Raw genomic sequence first — 19,517 nt, 5'->3', positions numbered from 1 at the left:
ATATGCATGCTTATACACATGGTTAAAAATAGAAATATACGATTCCAACTGGCGATCATAAATTTGCTTTTAGTTTAAATTGACTTGATAAAGTAAAGTTTAATGCCGCATTGTCATACACAACATTATTAACATTAGTAGCACTATTAAAAACGGCTTTAATCAAGACATACTCCGTATTTACTAAATCTTGAACCACCTTTTTATTCGCTTTAAAGATCAATGTGTTATCGATTTGAGTGTGACCATTTGCGTTCGTATTTGGCAAGGCCGCAGTTATTGATTCTGAACTCGATATTTCATTCAAAATTGTATAATCTCGATCAAGTGTATACATTTTTAAAGTTGCACCATAAGGAAAAGTGTTTTTTGTTTTGACCACAAATTCACCCGATTCAACATTAATTAATTTATTATCATTTTTGAAATCGATTGCAAAAGTGTCAAGCAGCGTTAATTCGTCAGCCCCTACCAAAAGTTTAAAATCAGAATGTAAAGATAATTCAATTCTACTATTTGGCACAATCATATCGTTTCCAGCTGATGAGCTTCCAAGTGGGTTTATTTCAACCTGATAACCAACTTTATATCGACTCCCTAAGTTCTCTAGGAAATCCACCATATTACCCGTGTTTTGATCAAAATTAAAGATTAATTCTGAGGGTGTTAACCCTTGCCAAAGATCCCCTTGAGCAGGATTTAAGTTTAGGGTTTGCCCAAAGAAGGGATGGGTTAAATTCACTTTCGAGTTGGCGTAGTTTACACTTTCAAACAATGTTATCTTGGCATTTGCTCTGGCGCGCACTCCGTTACTCACAATTAAATCTAGATTCAAATCATCAATATTAATCACACCACCATCAATAGCGCTCATTGCTTCAACCTCAACGGTTGTGGTATCAGAAAAGGAAACATTCCCAAAATAACCTAATGCATAATCTATTTCTAAATCAGAAAACTTCACATCCGTCACAAAATCATGCTGATTAGTAATCGTTGCTGTTGTTCCTTCAGGATCTGTCTTAACTGTCAACTTAGACATTATAACGTTATAGGAAAGCCCGTCTACACCAGTCATATCAATTGTATAACCAGAGAAGTCTAAGTCTAAATAACCGATTCCTGGGTTTTGCATCGTTCCTGCATCTACTTCTTGGGTATGACTAAAAGTTTCTCCATTTCTTGTTACGCCAGGAAGAGAAATAGTAAAAATACCTTTAGTTTCAATAGGGTTTTCAATTTTGAGACTTGCTTTTCCTTGCTTGAGCCTTACCTCTCTTAATGTAGCGTTATCAACATTAAAATTATACTCTTTAGTCTCATCCAAAAAGGTAAAACCAGGATTTACAGTTAAGGAAGATAAGTTGATAGAAAAAGATTGTTCAAAGGAATTATCGGGAATTTCAATTAAATCATTCAAGTTTAAGCTTTTCAAAAGACGCTTCGCCTCAACTTGGATAGAATTATCTGAATTAACACTTAATGTAGAATCATTTACAAAATCAACTATTTTCAAAGAGTCTTTAACCAAAGGGACTTGCCAAGTGGAGGACCAACTGGTTTTTTCTTTGCGACAGCTCAAAAAGAAGATAGCTGGTATAAGCAATAAAAATAAAAATACGTTATTTGTCTTGAACATATAAATAGTAACGTTTTAAATTTGGAGTAAGTTGGTTTGCACCAATGGAATTCGTTTAAAAAGTTAAAACAAAATTAATTAATTCTATTAGATTTCTGCTATTCCTGAATAAATACTAAAAATTAATTGCGATTTACATCATAAAATATGTAAAGCCTATTATTTTTGAAGAAAAGAATTAGAAATGGACTATATAACGTATATTATTGTTGCATTAATTCCTGCATTGTCAATTGCATTTGTGGTTTACACTTTCATTAAAAAGAATAATGAAAAGGAACTATCTCAAGTTGGCGCTCAATTAAAACAAGAACGTCAAAAATTCTTTCTAGCTCCACGAGCAGATGCCTATCAAAGAATTGTCCTATTACTTGAGCGAATCAATCCACAAAGTTTAATTATGCGACTGCACGATCCTAAGAAGAAAGCTTTGGCACTTCAAACAGAATTGTTAGCACAGATTCGACAAGAATTTGATCATAATGTTGCCCAACAAATTTTCGTTTCTCATTCAGCATGGAATATTGTTGCTAAAAGTAAAGAAGAAACGATAAAAATAATCAATACAGCCGCACAACAATTAAACGCTGAGGCTACTTCAACGGAATTGAGCTCTAAAATCTTTGAGATCATCAGCGAACTTGATGAGCTTCCCACTGAAATAGCGATTAAAGTAGTGAAAGATGAATTTCAAAAGTTATTTTAACACTTTAATTACCTTGTAGTGCGTATTAATTTGTATTTTAAAATCAAATAAAGAATTATGAAAAATTTAGTTTATATATTAGCCTCGGTTTTTATTTTATTTTCAGGATATTCATTTGCTCAGCAAAAACAAAACCTTATTCAATTCTCTGGTGTTTTAGTATCTGCAGATAGTTTAAATCAGGTTTCTTATGCATCTGTAGTTGACAAAACAACAGGAAAAGGAACGATGTCAGACTATTATGGTTATTTTAGTTTTGTTACACGTCCTGGAGACACAATTCTTTTTAATGCCTTTGGATTCAAAACAAGTTCATACATTGTTCCCGATACCTTATCACAAAAACGATATTCTATCATTCATGTTATGACTCCAGATACGCTTATTTTACCAGAAGTAGACATATATCCATGGCCTTCAAAAGAAGAATTTGCACGCGCATTCGTTGAAATGGATCCTTATGATGACGCGCTCAGGAGAGCACAACGTCAATTATCTGGTGAAAGTTTAGCATTTGTTGCTGCAAGAGTTCCAACTGATGGTAGTTTATCATATAATTGGGAACGAGAACAGAAACAAACACAACTCTATATTCAAGGACAAACACCTATGAACAATCTGCTCAACCCTGCAGCTTGGAGCAAGTTCATTAATGCTTGGAGAGATGGTAAATTACAGCGGAAATAAACTTATTATTTGTGTATTTTATAGCGTTTAAAAAACGCCTCCCAATTCCAAATAAAATTAGCTAAAACCTCATCTAGCCTTTTTAAAAACAAGGGATTAGGAGTATTTAAGGATTTAAAGTAATCATCTTGATATGCATTAAGCTTGTATTTAAAAAACATAGCTTTGGACATACTATATAAAGTAACTTTAGAAGGATGATTTGCTCGTTTCATAAAAGCAGCATAATCATTAAAATACTTCTTAAACTCTGGCAAAGTCATCCCAAAAGATTCAGCAAGTCCTTTAAATATGAGTGGCTCAATAGCAATTTGTTGCTTGGAAGAAAAGTGATTCTTTAAATCCATAACATTACCAACGATTACAATCATCGTAAAATGTCCGTCAGGAGCTTTCGATAAATCTGGAGATTTCACAAAAACAGGATCATCTTCAATAATGGACTTAACTTCTACAAATCCATTTTCAATAACATTTAACAAACCGTTTATAAAAATAGTTGCTAATTGTTGGTCAGACAGCTTTTTTCTAAAAATTGCATTTAACATTTCCCTGCTTAAAAGTTTTAAATCACTATTAAATGCAAAGTTAAAGACAATTCGAACGTATTGAAGAAGTTAAAAACCACCTTTTCAACAAGATTATTAACACTTTTGATATAAAACGTAGTATTTCGATCAATTAAAGTTAAAAAGATATAATCGATCATCTAAGATAAGCATTTAGGAAGTTCTGAAATTTTATTATCTCATCTCTGCTTCATTAAATAAAAGAGTTAATTACACATAAGGTTCTATTCTTTTCTGTTAAATTTGTTAGAGAACTCGAAACTCATGAACAAGATAAGTTATCAAGGTATTATTCTTTTTTTGTCTTCTATAATTATCGCTTTGACTGTATGGATTTTATTATTTCAAAATCAAAAACCAGCAGATCCTTCAAACGAAGCCGGTAAGAAAACCGAAACAATTGAAACTACATTTGTGAATAAAGAAAACACATTTTCTCCTCCTATACTTTATGGTGTTCTATCGCCACAAACACAAACAAAAGTAGTCATGGATATCAGTGGTAAAATAGATGACGACAACATAGATTTGTACCCTGGTAAAAGATTTAAGAAACATGACATTTTAATAAAAGTTAATCGCTTACCTATATTATATAACATATTAACGCTTAAAATTAAATTCAAAAAAAGCATACAAAACACCTTGGATACCATACAAAAGTTAATGCCAGAAAAATTAGATCAATGGGAGGATTTTTATAAAAACACACAAAGAACAAGGCCGTTACCGGAATTACCCACTATGACAATTGAAGAGGAAAATATTTTAGGTAAAAATGGTATCTTGGCCGCGTATTATCAGATAAAAGAAGTTGAACAAAAAGCTACAAAATACATCTATACAGCACCTTTTGATGGCTACATTCTAGAAAGCTCAATCACTTCAAACACATTCGTTGAAAAAGGAAAAGCCCTCATGGTATTAGCCAACAATAAAAGTGAAGTTAATGCAAAAATAAAACTTGAACATCTTGTTGCCACAGAAAACATGTCAAATGTGTACTTTACCAACAGTAATAATGACACTATAGGCAAAGGTTCTTTGAAGAAAGTTTACTCAAACCCTAAAGATTCTATCTATGCACGGTTATTATTTTCAATCGATGAAAAAAGTCATTTAATACCTGAGCGAACAATAAAAATTGTTTATCCCCAGAATGAAATTAAAGACACAAAGATTCCGATTAGTGCTATTAATAATGATTCACTTTATTTGCTTTTCAACAACAGTATATTTCGTCATGAAGCAAGCGTAAAAAACACATTTGGCGATTCGGTTACGCTTAATACTCAAAACTTACCCAATAATGCTTTCATTATAAACAATCCAAAAGCGATGATCACGAAGAATAAGGAGTAACTAAATTATGTTTTTCAATTAATTTACGAATATTGATTAATGCATAACGCATTCTTCCCAGTGCAGTGTTTATGCTAATATTTTCTTTAAAAGCAATATCTTTAAAAGACATTTCTTTAAAAATCCGCATATTAATAATATCTCTTTGAGAATCTGGCAGGTATTCTATTAATTCCACCATTTGACCAACTAACTCATCATGAGAAATACTTTCCTCAACATTATTATCTTTAACCTCCAATAAATCAAATATTGTAAAGTCTTCTGATTTTGATGTTGATTCTGATACAAATCTAACTTTGTTTGCCTTCCTAAAGTGATCGATAATAAGGTTGTGTGCAATACGCATAGACCAAGGCAAGAACTTCCCTTCTTCGTTGTAACTACCTTTTTTTAAAGTCCTTACTATTTTTATAAATGTTTCTTGAAAAATATCCTGTGCTAGCGCTCCGTCACGGACTTTCATAAAGATATAGTTATATATTTTATTCTTGTGACGGTTGAGTAGTTTTTCAAACGCTTTTTCATTACCATTAATGTACAGAGACACCAATTTCTTATCTTCTAGTTTACATAGTTCCATAATTACTCAGTTTTGAGTTTAACTTAAAGCAAATTCTTTTTAGAGTAAAAATGTATCGATAGGCACTGTATATTTTAATAGTTCAACTTCAAATTTAAAGAATAATTTGATAAACACAAAAGTCATACCTTAAATTCTTCCATCTTAAAGACGTAATAAGAATAAAAAGGGTTGGTAAAATTTTAAACAACATTAAAATATATCCCATTATTTATAAGGAAAAACAATCGATGAATAGACTTAAAACACTACGAATGTAAATATTTTATAGACGAGCGATTATTTTATTGAAAAAAAAGTGTACTTTTGCCTAAATTTATAAAAAATATAAAATGAAAAAACAACTTATCTTTGCAACTGCCGCTGTGATGGCACTTGCATTCACTTCTTGTAAGAAATATGAAGTTTCTGGACCACTTGAAATTTCAGAATTAGAAACAGTAAAAATCGAAGGAAACCTAATGGCAGAGCTCGATGAATCAAACTCAGTTTTAGAAGCAGTTCCAAACGGAACTAAGGTAATGATAACTATTCCGATGTCAGAATACAATCCTTCAAACACATCTGGTTCGAATCATGTTGTTTCAACGACAACAAAAGCAAACGGGAAGTTCTCGTTAAATGTACCTGTTACAAACTCAGGAATTGATGCTACTTTATCTTTTGCAAGTTTTGTATATGATAAAAAATACTCTGAGCTTGGTTCAGCAAGCTATACGGAAAAAACGGAGTACACTTTAGCAAATAAATTCTTTTCAGGTTTAGGAACAAATGCTGGAAGCAATAGCATAAACCTTGGCTCAGTAGTTTACAACGAAAATTCTATTGATCCTAATTCAGGAACATTTGAACCTACAACTTCTGTTACTTACGAAGGAACGCTAACTTATTTGGCAGAAAGAAGAGTTGGTGTGAATCAACCTGATACATTAATTAATCTGCCTATCCCTTCAGGAACTGAGGTTTTTGTTAGAATTTTAGCAGAGGATTACTATGGTCAAACCTATCGAGAAGAACAAACCATAACTGTTGGTTCAGGTGGTTCTTATTCGATTGAAGTACCTTGCGTTGAAAATGGAACGAGTGAATTATTCTTTGATAGTCAGACCATTCTAAAGTATGAAGACTATATTACTGATGAAAGATTCGAATACAACTATACCCTATTGAACATTGAAGATCTTTATTTTACTGATTATGCAAATAAAGACTTCACCTACTCTCAAGGTGCATTAATTCAACAATTACCATAACGATCTATATAATCAACGAAATTAAAAAAACATGAAAAAACTAATAATATTAGGGGTTTCTGCTCTTTTAGCTACTTCCAACTTATATAGTCAGGAAGAAAAAAGAGACTTTTCAGAAGACTTCCCTAAAAAAGGAACCTTTTCCATAGGAATGGATATGGCAAATGTCATTCAATTCATTGGGAACAGTTTTAGTTCTGCAGGAACACAAACACCTAACTATAGTATGGTGGCTCCATCTTCAACAGGAATAGCGATTGCTCCAACTGTATATGGAAGATATTTCTTATCAGATAACATCGCTGCACGCGTTCGTTTTGGGTTAGGAATTGACAATTCTACGGAAAGAGCATTTGTTTATGATGATATTGCAAACATTGACAATCCTTTCAATGACAATGCATTTACTTATGAAAAAACAGTAGATGAAAGAAAAACAAATTCAAGCGTTTACGAATTGGGATTAGGAATTGAAATGCGTAAAAACTTATGGAGAATTCAAGGATACGGTGGTGCCGAATTATTTGGTTCTATCGGATCAAACAGCACAACGTACACCTATGGAAACGCGATGAGCGCAGCTAATCCAACTCCAACAACGATAAGTAACTACTTTACTGGTGCTAGTAACTCTCCAGAATTGCGACCACTTGAAACGAAAGGAGGTACGCAATATAACTTTGGCGGAGGCTTGTATGTAGGAGCTGATTTCTTTATCACAAAAGGAATTTCAATTGGAGCTGAGTTTAATCTATTCCTTTTTGGAAGAAGAACAACGGAGCAAACAGGAATATCTGAGACATACAAATTAGATCAGAGATATGTGGGAGAAACTAAATTAAGACCTGTAAACACAGGATTCTCAAGTGCTACACTTGGAACACTCAATATTAACGTTTACTTCTAAACTTAAATATATTTTTTTGTGAGGCTGTTCTATTTTGAGCAGCCTCTTTTTTTTTATCAATTATCAGAATACTGATTGTTATGTGGTGTTTTTAAGTGTTATAGAATTAAAAAATAATATTCTTAAAATAAAGTTTTATAAATCTAATCGACTTGATTATTTTTGAGCAAATTAAAAAAAATAATATGCCCAAAATATCAACAAAAGCGCTCAACATGCCTTCATCGCCAATTAGAAAATTGGTTCCATTTGCAGAAACAGCAAAAATTAAAGGCAAAAATGTTATTCATTTAAACATTGGACAACCAGATATTGAAACACCGGAGTCTGCTTTAAATGCGGTTAAAACTGCAGATATTAACGTTCTTGAGTATTCTCATTCTGCTGGTTTTGAATCGTACCGTAAAGGATTGGCTAATTATTATGCAGAAAATGATATAAACATTTCCAAAGATGAAATAATTGTAACTACAGGAGGTTCAGAGGCTTTATTATTTGGATTTTCAGTTGGCCTTAATCCAGGTGACGAAGTAATCATACCGGAACCGTTTTATGCCAATTACAATGGATTTGCTACAGCAGCAGGAATAAACATTGTACCAGTTACCTCATCAATAGAGGATGGTTTTGCTCTACCTTCTATTGAGGAATTTAGAAAAAAAATTACTGAAAAAACAAAAGCAATCTTAATTTGCAATCCAGGAAATCCTACTGGCAACTTGTATACAACAGATGAATTAAACAAATTAGGTGCCCTTGTGAAAGAAAAAGACTTGTTCCTTTTTGCAGATGAAGTCTATCGGGAATTTTGTTATGATGGCGCAAAACCTTTTTCTGTAATTAACTTAAAAGGATTAGAAAACAACACAGTACTTATTGATTCTGTTTCAAAAAGATATTCAATGTGTGGTGCAAGAATCGGAGCTTTAATAAGTAAAAATAAAGAATTTATGGCGGCGGCTATGAAATTTGCTCAAGCGCGGCTATCTCCCCCAACTTATGCTCAAATAGCAGCAGAAGGAGCTTTAAAAACACCTCAATCATACTTCGAAAAGGTTACAGATGAGTATGTTCAGAGACGAAATTTAATGGTTGATGGTTTAAATAAAATAAAAGGTGTAAAATGCCCTAAACCTAAGGGTGCGTTTTATGCAGTTGCAGAACTTCCTGTGGAAGACACAGAGCATTTTTGTCAATGGCTATTAGAAGACTTTGAATACGAAGGAAACACTGTTATGATGGCGCCTGTTGGTGGTTTTTATGCAACTCCAGGTTTAGGAAAAAAGGAAGTAAGAATTGCTTATGTTTTGGAGAAATCGGAATTAAAAAAAGCACTTATTTGCCTTGAACATGCGCTAAATGAATATCCTAATACTACAATTTAAAAGATTTTGGGAATACAACAAAACATAAAGTTGGCCGCAGACGCTGTGGTTTTTAGCTATGATAAAAGTGGGCTTTACCTATTATTGGTTGAAAGAAAAAAAGCTGTAAACAATAAAAAATGGGCATTACCGGGTGGATTTATAGAGGATAATGAATCCCCCGAAAAAGCTGCTATTCGAGAACTACAGGAGGAAACTGGAGTAAAAGTTGAGTTTCTAAAGCAATTTTACACCTTTGGAAAAGTAAAAAGAGATCCTCGTTTTAGAGTGGTCTCAATAGCCCACTTTATTATTATGAAAAAAGAGGGGGTTGTACCAATAGGAAACGATGATGCTGCAAAAGCAAAATGGATACTTTTAAATGAATTACCTACATTGGCATTTGATCATGGAGAAGTAGTGCAAATGGCATTCGATCATCTTCAACAAAGTATATCTTCATTATCAATTGATTGTATTAAAGAAACACCAACTTTGGAGGATGTAAAACTAATCACCAAACATCTTAAAAAAGCGCAAAGAAAAATAGCCGATTTAGTCGAAAAATAAAATTAATGCATGTTGGGAATTCATCAGTAATAATTTGATTTAATTCTAGTTGCGTTCTTTATAATTATGCAAAGTCTTTCGATGTTGTGAATATTGGGGACAAACGAGTGTCGAGAACTTCAGTAATATCAATAACTTTAAACCGCCTATCATAAAGTAATCAAATTCAATTTAGTTATTTAAGTCTAATATCTTTACTTCCGTTCGTCTATTTTCCTGATGTTCGTCTTCCGAACATTTCACTCCATTTTTACATCTATTCACTAAACGTGTTTCTCCGTACCCCTTTGCAATTATATTACTTTTATTGATTCCCTTGCTAAGTAAATAATCAACGCAGCTTTGCGCTCTTTGTTGAGACAAATCAAGATTATACCGATTACTACCTCTAGAATCTGTATGTGCACTTAACTCGATTTTAACATCATTATCTAGTATAAATCGAGCCAACTTGTCTAATGCTACCTTACTTTCTTCTCTTAATGAAGCCTTGTTTAAATCGTAAAAAATATTTTCTAATTTAAAGACAGTTCCTTTCTTGATTTCCTCTAGTTCTAATTCCAACTCTACTAATCGATCACTATAATTATTAGTAAAAAAATTAGTTTCATTATCAATAAATCCTTTTTTAGAACCACTCACCCAATACTCACTGTGTCGATCAACATTTCCGATTACAAATCCATTCTCATCTGTATAAAAGACAGTGTCTTCTTTCGTTTTTGGATTATACATATTAATCATTGCGTTTTCAATAGGCATTTGATCTGAAGCACGAACAACATTTATTCTAGCAGAAATACTTGTTGGATTTAAGAATACATCATAATTTAAAGTGGTGTCCTCATAAAATTTATACGTATCAAATACTATTTGTTCATCTTGTTCAAAAAACTCTTTTTCAACTACTATTTTGTACTCTTTTGCAAAATCTAATGAGGCCATTACCCAGCCATTTTCATCCGTTTTTGATTCAATTGTATCTTTTAAATTTGAGCTAATAATCCATACAGGATGATTCTCGACTGCCTCTTTAGGTTTATAATTAGTGTAAACGTTTACAATTACATCAATTTCTGGTGGCGTTGATTTCCAATTGTAAATGCGATCAATAAAACCATTTCTATTTGAAGAAAAGTAACCTTTATTTTTTGTCTCATCGACAATTAGTCCAAAATCATCTGCTGGACTATTAATTCCGTCTCCTACATTAATAGGTTCACTGTTCTCATCATTCAAATCTATATAATATATATCCAATCCACCAAGACCTACGCGACCGTTCGAGGCGAAATATAATCTATTATTGGGCGAGATATACGGAAACATTTCATCTCCTTCCGTATTTACTTTTTCAAAATTCACGGGCGATTGCCAAACACCATCTTTAAGGTCTGAATAATAAATATCTGTTTTCCCTTTACTAGACTCACGATCAGAAACGAAATAAATTCTTTTCCCATCTGGCGAAAAGCATCCATGTCCAGTGTTTGCTTCTTTGGTTGAAAAAGAGAGAAGCTCAGGCGTCTTCCATTTATTATCTTTATCTTTTTCGCTCATATATAGAGACAAATAGCGCACGCCCTCCTTTTTTTCACTTGATGATAGGTTTCTTGTTATCAACATTTTGTTATAACTACTATCAAAAGCTATTGGTCCGTCATGTTTACGGGAAAAGAATTCACCCGATAATGTTTTTGGTTTAATCCATTCTTCTGCTTCAAATTCAGTATACATGATATTGGTAAAGTTACCATTATCCCATGCATATTTCCCAGTTAAAAATCCTTTGTTAGAAGATTTAGTTACGAAAAGCAAACCTTTTTCAAAAAATACGGGCGAAAAATCACCTTTATTTGAATTAAACGGAGCCACTTCGGCATCCGCAATTTTATTCATTTTCTTCACCCTTTCAAATTTATCATCTCCATTAATTAAAGCTGAGAAAAATTCATTTTTTGGAAAAAGTTGATGTGCTATCCTTGCTTGTTCGACTGAAGCCTCATACTTTTTAAGCATCCGCAATTGATCAATATAATTCATATATTGCGTTTCGCTTAGCGCATTCATATCTAATTTCAATATTGATGCATAGTATTCATTGGATAACTTGTATTTCCTTAGCTTACCATTTGAAATAGCAGCACGAAGCACATACATTTTCTCTCCTTTATTTTTCGCAAGAAATTTATCCGCCAATTCATTATAAATGGGGGCTGCTTCGTAGTATGCTAGATTTTCATAATGTTTATCTGCTAGTTTTGCCTTCAACTGACAAAATCCATTGGATACAAATAAAAATATTGCTACGTTAATCAAAAAAAGAATTCTCATTATTAAAAGTACCTTGGTGAAGTAAATAAATTACGTTTTGACTGAATATCAATCTGAAGCAACACCTCATGTGATCCACTTTGATGTTTCATTAAACGATTTATTGCAAAATCATAACCATATCCGAGATGTATAAAATCATTAAAGTTGTAAACGAAATTGATTCCTACAGCCTCATGAAATCGATACAATCCTCCAATCCACAAGCGCTCATATAATAGAAAGTTCGCATTGACATCAAATGTTAAAGGGCTATTTGGCGTTATCTTAACTAGCGTAGTGGGCTTAAATTTCACCACACTATTAAGGTTGAAAACTTTTCCAGCCGATATAAAAAAGTGTCTTTTGCTCAAAGTAGCCAAAACTTCATCTGCACCTTCCGTTTTAGGTTCGAATAATCGTGGACTCGAAACACCAACATAAAACTGATCATTGTAGTAATACAATCCTGCTCCCGCATTAATTTTTGTGGTTGAAATCGATTGTCCATAAAACGGGTCAGAAATGTCATGAACAGGTAAATCATTAAAATCAAATGACATAATATCCATCCCTACAGAAAGTCCAAATGCCAACCGATCATTGTTGTTATTTAAACGAATGCCTGAGCTTGCATTGTAATAAATAGCAGTTCTTTTACGTGCACCTACTTGATCATTAACCATTGTTAACCCCATACCTAGAGACCTACCGATTACAGGGGTGTGAACTGATACAAATTGAGTACTTGGTGCCCCTTCAAAGTTGATCCATTGAAATCTTGCCATTGAAACAATACTTAATGCACTTCTACTTCCAGCATAGGCAGGATTATAATAAAGTGGATTATAATTATATAATGATAACTGCTCATCCTGTTGCCCAAAAGCCTGTATAGAACCTAAAAAGGTTGTTACTAGCATTAAGCAAGCCGCAGCAATGTGTGTTGTTAATTTCATAATAATCGCTTATTAATATTGCAACTCTAAATATCCCTTAATAGGCTCATCAATACCATCATTGAGTTGGATTACATAAAAATAGGTTCCTGCTGGTACTTTTCCGTCTTTCCCACCAATCTTAACCCCTTTATTGACTTGTCCAAACCAATCATTTTCATAAGGTGAAGCATAAAATGCAAGATTTCCCCATCGGTTATAAATAAACACCTCTGCATCTGGAAATGCTTCGATACCAGTGATTACCCAACCATCATTTAAACCATCGTCATTAGGAGAAGTAAATCCAGGAATAAATAAACAATCTCGAGATATTTTCACTTTTAACTCCATCGAATCAGCATCACTACAGCCTTCCTCATTAAACCCTTCAACATAGTATATACCTGCTTGATCAAATGAAACATCTAACACCTCCACCGGATTTCCTTGCGCTTCGAATCCATCAGGACCATACCATAAATAATTATCAGCTCCTGAAGCAGTTAAAGCGAAGTCATCCCCGGGGCACACTGATGTATCAGCAGTTAATACACCAAAATTATCTAAAAACGCTAATGAAAGTCTAGTCGTATCCTGATCAACGCAACCATTAGAATCTGTAACGGTTAAAAAGTATATTCCTTCATTATTTGCGTTAAAATCTAGTATTACGTCATTTTGTTGTGTTGAAGAAAATCCATTCGGTCCATTCCAATGATAAGCTACTCCTCCAGTACCATTTACTTCCACAATAGCACCTTCACAAAACGAATTATCGCTACTTCCACTTGCATTCGCATTCGCTGTTGGCAAGTCTGCGACAGCTACATAAAGAGAATCAGTCGCTTTACAACCACTCCCATCTGTTGCTTCAACAGTGTACCAGCCTTGATTGGTAGCATTTACATTCGGGATTGAAACGGCGTTACCATTTGCAGTATAGGCACCCGGACCAGTCCAAGTATATGTATTAGCACCAGATGCTGAAAGGGTAACATCACTATTTACACACGCTACTGAATCTTCAACAGATGATGACAAATTCAACTCAGGTGGGGGAAGCAAAGCTATCGTTTCACAAGCAGAGGCTCCTGTACAATTGGCCACAGTAGAAACCACACAGTAGTTTCCATCAGTTATAGAATTTACAGGAACAGAGAAAGATGTATTATTTGATGTAAATCCATTTGGTCCGTTCCACTCATAAGTTGCTGATGGATCTGGAGACACAATTGAAAAGCTTACATTTTCATCTTCACAAGCACTATTATTTGAAACAGTAATTGCAGGAGCTGCTGGCGCACCAGGATTTGTAATTCCAAATGGTCCAAAATCATTCGAGCATCCATTTCCATCTGTAACATTCAAGGAGTAAAGGCCTGCAGAAACATTATTTATATTTCTGGTAGTTCCAATAATAGAACCTCCAGAAGTCCATTCATAAGAAAACGGAGCAGAACCATTCACGACTGTCCCCGTAAGCGAACCATCTGCCATACCACAACTTGCATCGTTTGCCGTTGGACTTACAGATAATTGCGGAAGTGAATTTACATTAACGTTTACTTGTTCAGTCGACTGACAACCGTCTAAGGTAGCTGTTACTGAATATGTCGTATTTGAAGAAGGCGAAACAGAGATACTACTTCCCGTTTGACCATTACTCCATAGATAAGAGCTTCCACCACTTGCATTAATTGTTATACTTTCACCAGCGCATATAGATGGTGACGCTCCAGTGCTAAAAGTTACATTTGGATTGGGTTTCACAACCACCTGTCTCGTTAATGTTTGTCTATAATTACAAAGTCCAGTAACTTCACATGTATAAGTTGTAGTAACGGATGGATTTACCGTAACGCTCCTACTCGTTGAACCATTATGCAACCAATTATACGAAGTTGCTCCAGGAGGTGCAGTTAAGGTAGTTGAGCCACCTGCACAAAGTGGTGGGACTGGATCAATATTTGGAAAGGAAACTCCAGTATTTGCACTAATGGTATAACTACAAATATCTCCTGCATATCCATCAACCATTAAATAATACTGATCGCCAACAGTTAAACCATTCGCCGTAATTACAAAACCGGTACTATTTTCTTCGAAATTAGATACGGGTATAAAGTTACTGCAATTATTTGATGAGAAAATCTGCATCTGTATACCTCCGCTTGGGTAATTACCAATAAAACAATCATAAATGGATACATTTAAAGTTGCAGTTGTTGCAGAAGCTGTAAATTTAATCCATGAGTTATTATTAATCTGAACGTCAGTTAAGGGAGAACCATTCCCCCAAGAACCGCCTTTTCCAAAAACACCGCCTTGGTTTGTACCTGGCGTCCAAGTGTATGTAGGTGGATTATTCATTTCAGCATTCCCCCTCATATTACCAGGCCGATCGGCTGTATAAGCTGGAACCGTTGATCCTTTATAACCATTAATGTCACAAATTTCTAAAGCGTTTGCACAATCATCATTAGTTGTTGTACTCACACAAAAACCAAAAGTACCTTCACTCACACCATAACCATAATAGCGCAAATATACAGTACTTCCTGGTGTTAAACCAGACCTTTCTATATAAGGTAAATTATCATTGGCACTACCTGGATAAGAGAAATCATCTGAACAATATATTCCTGCAAGATTTGAACATGTCCCCCCATATAAAGCCATTACGCCATCAGAAATAGAACCCGCTCCCATATTGGGTTGTGAAGTAATTGATAATTGACCAGACGGAGGTACAGTAATTTCAAACCATACATCCTTTGAATTTATGGAGTACCCTCCTGAAGTACCATTCCCATCACAATCTGTGGGCCTGGGATGTGGAGAGGCTGTCGCTCCAACATTCGTAAATGTTGAATAAGTACATTCAGAGGTAACCGTTGGAATTTTTATAGCGGAACAAGGTTCATCATTTATGGGAGCTGGCGTAGGAGCTCCTTTAACACACACATCGAAAGTTCCTGTTCTTCCCGTATAATAATCATAAACTCGAAAATAATACACCTGACCAGGAATAAGTCCAATTGCATTAACCGTTTCAATCCCACCTGAGAAACTCAAATCTTCACAATATAAGGAAGTAAGAGAACCGCAAGTGCCTGTAAAAAGTTGAACTACCGCATCCATAGTTGAAGACGGATTAACGCTTATTTCTTGAACTGAATTGGTCGCTACAAAGCTAAACCATACATCTTCATCGGCATTTCCTGCACAACCCGGTATTGAAGCGGTTGCTCCAATATTATCAAATGATTGATATACACAGCTTGAGTTAACACTCAAAGGCGTTGCGTTTATACAATCATCATTTGAAGGAGCGTTTAACGGATTTGTTAAACAAATACTGAAGTCTCCAGTCCCTGAACCTACTCCATAATGGTAAATCCTAATTTTATAGGTTTGACCAACAATATAGTTGGTATAATTAAAAACCTCATCTGAACCTGTACCGTAATCATCAATACAACCTAAATTATTCAAAGAAGAGCACGAATTCTTAAAAACCTGCAATACAGGGTCATAACCTGAACTTGCTCCCACTTCAATACGGTGAGAGGTTGAGGTAGCAACAAATTCATACCAAACATCGTCATCTGCATTACCAACGCAACCCGGTAAATTTTGAGATGCTCCTGCTGAACTCCCCATAGTAGGTGAAGCACAAGAACTAGTCACAGGTAAATTGGGGGCAAACGAACAATTATCACTTTGCGAGAATGCATTGTTTGCAATAAATATTAACACAGTAAGTGTAAATAATAAACCATTTAAACTTTTCATTTTGAGTAGGTTTCTTTTTATAATTTTCTAAAGTCTAAAGGCGTAAGGTTATTTTGAAGTAGAATTTCTTTTACTTTCGCAGAATTAAATAAAGCCCTATCGTATCGCGTTTTTGGTTGTTCAACAAAAATCAAAAGTTCGCCTCTAGATTGTTCGACTTTGTAACGTCCCTTTACCTGATCAACTCCCTCAAGTTGAGCAACCTTACTGGAGAGAACTTCAACAAAAGAGGAATCAATTTTCCCAGAAAAACCATAGCTATATCGATCGGTTTGAGAAAAGCATATAACGGGAACCAAAAAAAACATCAAAAATGCAGTAGTCTTCATAGAAAATAGTCGTAATAAGTTATTATTCTGCTAAATAACGCAATTTAAAAACTTTAAGCAAAAAAATCTACATTTTTTTTTCGTTAAACAAGTGAATAAATTCACTAATCAAGCTGCTTATGTTGTAAAATCAACAGTTTTGAAGAGCACTCCGCATTCATAAATGCATACACAACTGTTTATCTGCTAATAAAAACAAATTTACCTCACATTCTTATCAATGATGTAATTCAAAACTTTTTCCATAAGGTGATATCGATCTTTCCCTCTTACATTGTGTTCGTGCATTGGATAAGGAAAAAAATCAACTTGAATTTCATGTTCAACAAACTTTCTAATTAAAGCTAAACTGTGCTGCATTACAACAACAGGGTCAGAAGTACCATGAATCATTAATAAATCTCCTTCTAAGTCAGCTGCCCGATTGAGCAAGCTTGTTTCTTCGTATCCTTTCTTATTTTCCTGCGGTGTGTCCATATATCGCTCTCCGTACATTACTTCGTAAAATTTCCAATCTGTCACGGGGCCACCAGCAACACCCACATTAAAACTTTCAGGTGCTTTTAACATCATATTAATAGTCATATAACCACCAAAACTCCAGCCATGAATAGCGATTCTATTGGTATCAATAAAATCTAAACTTTTTAAGTACTCCACACCCTTCATTTGATCTTTACACTCCAATTCTCCTAAATTTCTGTGAATAATATGTTCAAAATCTACTCCACGATTGGCAGATCCACGATTATCTAATGTAAAAACAATATATCCTTGGTTAGCTAACCAGTGCATCCATAAACTAGCTCCTGCCATCCAACTATTCGTTACAAGTTGAGCATGAGGCCCGCCATAAACATAAATTAGAACTGGATACTTCTTTGACGAATCAAAGTCTTTAGGCTTAATCAATCTTGTGTATAATTTAACATCATCAGATGTAACAAGATGACTTATGTCTGCGGAAGAAAGTCCGTAAGACGCTAATTTATCTTGGGCTACAAGTAATTCCTTAATTATTTTTCCTTTTGCAGACCTAATAACCGCTTTATTAGGAATATCAATAGAAGAATACTGATCAAAAACATATTGATTACACGGGCTAACAACAGCCTGATGCGTCCCTTCTTCTTTCGTTAATAGTTTTTGTCGACCTTTACCATCCACCTTATACAACATGGTGTTTAGGGGATTTTTACCTGTTGCGGTAAAGAACACTTCTCCATTTTCTGCAGCGACAACATCCTTTAAAACGAATTTATTATTTGTCAATTTTGATTGTAATTTACCCTCTTTTGAGTATGCATATAAATTATCAAAACCATCCCTTTCACTAACCCAAACAAAATCATTACTTTCATTTGAAGGGAAGTAAGCAGGCCTTTCAGGCTCTACCCAAGTATCACTTTGCTCTTCAAACAAAGTCTTTACAAATGTCCCATCATATTTATATTTATGGACCCAAACATGCTTTTGTGACCTGGCTACTTCAGCAAAAATTAAAAATTGATCATCTGGCGTCCAACTCACATTTGTTATGTAATTTTCTTGACCATGTTGAGCAGTAACATAAAAAGTAGTATCCAATTTCAAATGATAAATACCTAGCTTTGCACGTTCGCTCTTTTGACCTGCCATTGGATATTTTATACTATTTAAAGAACCAGGATACTTATCTATATCTAATAATGGATAATCGTGAACATAAGTTTCATCTTTTTGATAAAAAGCCAACTTATCGCTAGTAGGCGACCAGAAAACACCCTCAGTAATTCCCATTTCGCTGCGTGCGATCTCTTGTCCAGAAACCACATTAAGATCCACTAAATTGGTAACTGGAATCCCCTTAAATTCATCAATTGAAGAATAGAAAAGATTATTATCAATTGAATACGACACATATTTATAATGCGGATCAAACTTAATATTTTCTGCTTGTTCGGGAAGTTTTATCTTTTTTCCTTTTTTATCTTTAATGTTGTATTTAGCGATAACCTGTTTTTGATGCACAATAAAAGATTCCTTATTAATCCAAGAAAGATTTGCGAAATACGTAAAACGTCCATCTACCGATTTATTTAGATCTCGTATATGTAAAATCACTTCTTCATCTCCTTCGGCATTTCCTACAACAAGGTTTTGATATTTTTTAAGGTATGCATAACTCCCTTCGTCATCTATCCATTGGAAGCCGAAAATATGCTCTGGATAAAATTGTGCGTACTGTCCTAATACAGCCTCTTTCAATGACAAGTCAGATTGCGCAAGAGAAAAATTACAAATAAAAAATAGTACGAATAATAGAGAAAGATGCTTTTTCATTTTGTTTTCGTTAAAGAATAGGTTGTAAAAATAATTTATTAGGTAACTATACGGGTCAAAAAGTATATTTATTTTTGCAGGAAGTTAAACAGAAAATAAAAATATTCAAAAACTTTTTAACGTCAATTTGTTATTCAAATCTTTAAGTTATATATTTGCAGCCCCAAATTTTGGGAT

General features: G+C 34.1%; 15 protein-coding genes. 7 read left to right on the top strand and 8 right to left on the bottom strand.

All coding sequences use genetic code 11. The features are described from left to right. Window positions 1-55: 55 nt before the first annotated feature. Window positions 56-1,639, bottom strand: coding sequence for a hypothetical protein (locus CW751_RS06890; protein WP_101334274.1), 1,584 nt, complete (start codon window positions 1,637-1,639; stop codon window positions 56-58). Window positions 1,640-1,823: 184 nt separating this feature from the next. On the opposite strand from CW751_RS06890, the gene CW751_RS06885 reads away from it, so the two are divergent. Beyond that, the gene (locus CW751_RS06885) at window positions 1,824-2,345 is read left to right on the top strand and encodes a DUF7935 family protein (protein WP_101334273.1); all 522 of its coding nucleotides are present in this window, start codon (window positions 1,824-1,826) and stop codon (window positions 2,343-2,345) included. Window positions 2,346-2,402: 57 nt separating this feature from the next. Further along, a complete protein-coding gene (locus CW751_RS06880; RefSeq protein ID WP_101334272.1) occupies window positions 2,403-3,032 on the top strand; it encodes a carboxypeptidase-like regulatory domain-containing protein in 630 nt (209 codons plus the stop codon). A 5-nt stretch (window positions 3,033-3,037) separates the two neighbouring features. Here the strand turns inward: CW751_RS06880 and CW751_RS06875 are convergent, their stop codons facing one another. Then, window positions 3,038-3,580, bottom strand: coding sequence for a hypothetical protein (locus CW751_RS06875; protein ID WP_101334271.1), 543 nt, complete (start codon window positions 3,578-3,580; stop codon window positions 3,038-3,040). A 285-nt stretch (window positions 3,581-3,865) separates the two neighbouring features. On the opposite strand from CW751_RS06875, the gene CW751_RS06870 reads away from it, so the two are divergent. Beyond that, window positions 3,866-4,963 carry an efflux RND transporter periplasmic adaptor subunit gene (locus CW751_RS06870; protein WP_101334270.1) on the top strand — a complete coding sequence of 366 codons (1,098 nt, stop codon included), beginning with the start codon at window positions 3,866-3,868 and terminating at the stop codon, window positions 4,961-4,963. Here the strand turns inward: CW751_RS06870 and CW751_RS06865 are convergent. After that, the gene (locus CW751_RS06865; RefSeq protein WP_101334269.1) at window positions 4,944-5,546 is read right to left on the bottom strand and encodes an RNA polymerase sigma factor; all 603 of its coding nucleotides are present in this window, start codon (window positions 5,544-5,546) and stop codon (window positions 4,944-4,946) included. The two genes, CW751_RS06870 and CW751_RS06865, sit on opposite strands and share 20 nt — an antisense overlap. 332 nt (window positions 5,547-5,878) lie before the next feature. On the opposite strand from CW751_RS06865, the gene CW751_RS06860 reads away from it, so the two are divergent. The 4 genes from CW751_RS06860 to CW751_RS06845 all read left to right on the top strand — a co-directional run bounded on the left by CW751_RS06860 (window position 5,879) and on the right by CW751_RS06845 (window position 9,640). Then, window positions 5,879-6,799 carry a hypothetical protein gene (locus tag CW751_RS06860; protein ID WP_101334268.1) on the top strand — a complete coding sequence of 307 codons (921 nt, stop codon included), beginning with the start codon at window positions 5,879-5,881 and terminating at the stop codon, window positions 6,797-6,799. 31 nt (window positions 6,800-6,830) lie between these two features. Next, entirely contained in the window at window positions 6,831-7,706 is an 876-nt protein-coding gene (locus tag CW751_RS06855) for a hypothetical protein (RefSeq protein ID WP_101334267.1), read from the top strand. Between the two features lie 185 nt (window positions 7,707-7,891). Next, window positions 7,892-9,091, top strand: a complete 1,200-nt coding sequence (locus tag CW751_RS06850) for a pyridoxal phosphate-dependent aminotransferase (RefSeq protein ID WP_101334266.1) — start codon at window positions 7,892-7,894, stop codon at window positions 9,089-9,091. A gap of 6 nt (window positions 9,092-9,097) precedes the next feature. After that, window positions 9,098-9,640, top strand: coding sequence for an NUDIX domain-containing protein (locus CW751_RS06845; RefSeq protein WP_165779236.1), 543 nt, complete (start codon window positions 9,098-9,100; stop codon window positions 9,638-9,640). Window positions 9,641-9,811: 171 nt separating this feature from the next. Here the strand turns inward: CW751_RS06845 and CW751_RS06840 are convergent, their stop codons facing one another. From CW751_RS06840 to CW751_RS06820, 5 genes are all read right to left on the bottom strand, one after another. Continuing rightward, on the bottom strand, window positions 9,812-11,974 hold the full coding sequence (locus CW751_RS06840) for an OmpA family protein (RefSeq protein WP_101334264.1): 2,163 nt from the start codon (window positions 11,972-11,974) through the stop codon (window positions 9,812-9,814). 2 nt (window positions 11,975-11,976) lie between these two features. Then, window positions 11,977-12,912 (bottom strand): PorP/SprF family type IX secretion system membrane protein, encoded by a 936-nt coding sequence (locus CW751_RS06835; protein ID WP_101334263.1) that lies wholly within the window; start codon window positions 12,910-12,912, stop codon window positions 11,977-11,979. A gap of 12 nt (window positions 12,913-12,924) precedes the next feature. Further along, window positions 12,925-16,689, bottom strand: a complete 3,765-nt coding sequence (locus tag CW751_RS06830; protein WP_101334262.1) for a gliding motility-associated C-terminal domain-containing protein — start codon at window positions 16,687-16,689, stop codon at window positions 12,925-12,927. A gap of 17 nt (window positions 16,690-16,706) precedes the next feature. Further along, window positions 16,707-17,018: a hypothetical protein gene (locus tag CW751_RS06825; protein ID WP_133122149.1), complete on the bottom strand. Its 312-nt coding sequence runs from the start codon at window positions 17,016-17,018 to the stop codon at window positions 16,707-16,709. A 201-nt stretch (window positions 17,019-17,219) separates the two neighbouring features. Beyond that, on the bottom strand, window positions 17,220-19,340 hold the full coding sequence (locus CW751_RS06820; protein ID WP_101334260.1) for a S9 family peptidase: 2,121 nt from the start codon (window positions 19,338-19,340) through the stop codon (window positions 17,220-17,222). Window positions 19,341-19,517: the final 177 nt, after the last annotated feature.

This window comes from Brumimicrobium salinarum (genome assembly GCF_002844555.1).
Taxonomy (GTDB): domain Bacteria; phylum Bacteroidota; class Bacteroidia; order Flavobacteriales_D; family Crocinitomicaceae; genus Brumimicrobium; species Brumimicrobium salinarum.
This window is presented reverse-complemented; position numbering and strand designations above follow the sequence as displayed.

Bases quoted from the DNA above. Each gene is read 5' to 3' on its own strand.
- CW751_RS06890 (WP_101334274.1), bottom strand. From the start codon at position 1,639: ATGTTCAAGACAAATAACGTATTTTTATTTTTATTGCTTATACCAGCT.
- CW751_RS06885 (WP_101334273.1), top strand. From the start codon at position 1,824: ATGGACTATATAACGTATATTATTGTTGCATTAATTCCTGCATTGTCA.
- CW751_RS06880 (WP_101334272.1), top strand. From the start codon at position 2,403: ATGAAAAATTTAGTTTATATATTAGCCTCGGTTTTTATTTTATTTTCA.
- CW751_RS06875 (WP_101334271.1), bottom strand. From the start codon at position 3,580: ATGTTAAATGCAATTTTTAGAAAAAAGCTGTCTGACCAACAATTAGCA.
- CW751_RS06870 (WP_101334270.1), top strand. From the start codon at position 3,866: ATGAACAAGATAAGTTATCAAGGTATTATTCTTTTTTTGTCTTCTATA.
- CW751_RS06865 (WP_101334269.1), bottom strand. From the start codon at position 5,546: ATGGAACTATGTAAACTAGAAGATAAGAAATTGGTGTCTCTGTACATT.
- CW751_RS06860 (WP_101334268.1), top strand. From the start codon at position 5,879: ATGAAAAAACAACTTATCTTTGCAACTGCCGCTGTGATGGCACTTGCA.
- CW751_RS06855 (WP_101334267.1), top strand. From the start codon at position 6,831: ATGAAAAAACTAATAATATTAGGGGTTTCTGCTCTTTTAGCTACTTCC.
- CW751_RS06850 (WP_101334266.1), top strand. From the start codon at position 7,892: ATGCCCAAAATATCAACAAAAGCGCTCAACATGCCTTCATCGCCAATT.
- CW751_RS06840 (WP_101334264.1), bottom strand. From the start codon at position 11,974: ATGAGAATTCTTTTTTTGATTAACGTAGCAATATTTTTATTTGTATCC.
- CW751_RS06835 (WP_101334263.1), bottom strand. From the start codon at position 12,912: ATGAAATTAACAACACACATTGCTGCGGCTTGCTTAATGCTAGTAACA.
- CW751_RS06830 (WP_101334262.1), bottom strand. From the start codon at position 16,689: ATGAAAAGTTTAAATGGTTTATTATTTACACTTACTGTGTTAATATTT.
- CW751_RS06825 (WP_133122149.1), bottom strand. From the start codon at position 17,018: ATGAAGACTACTGCATTTTTGATGTTTTTTTTGGTTCCCGTTATATGC.
- CW751_RS06820 (WP_101334260.1), bottom strand. From the start codon at position 19,340: ATGAAAAAGCATCTTTCTCTATTATTCGTACTATTTTTTATTTGTAAT.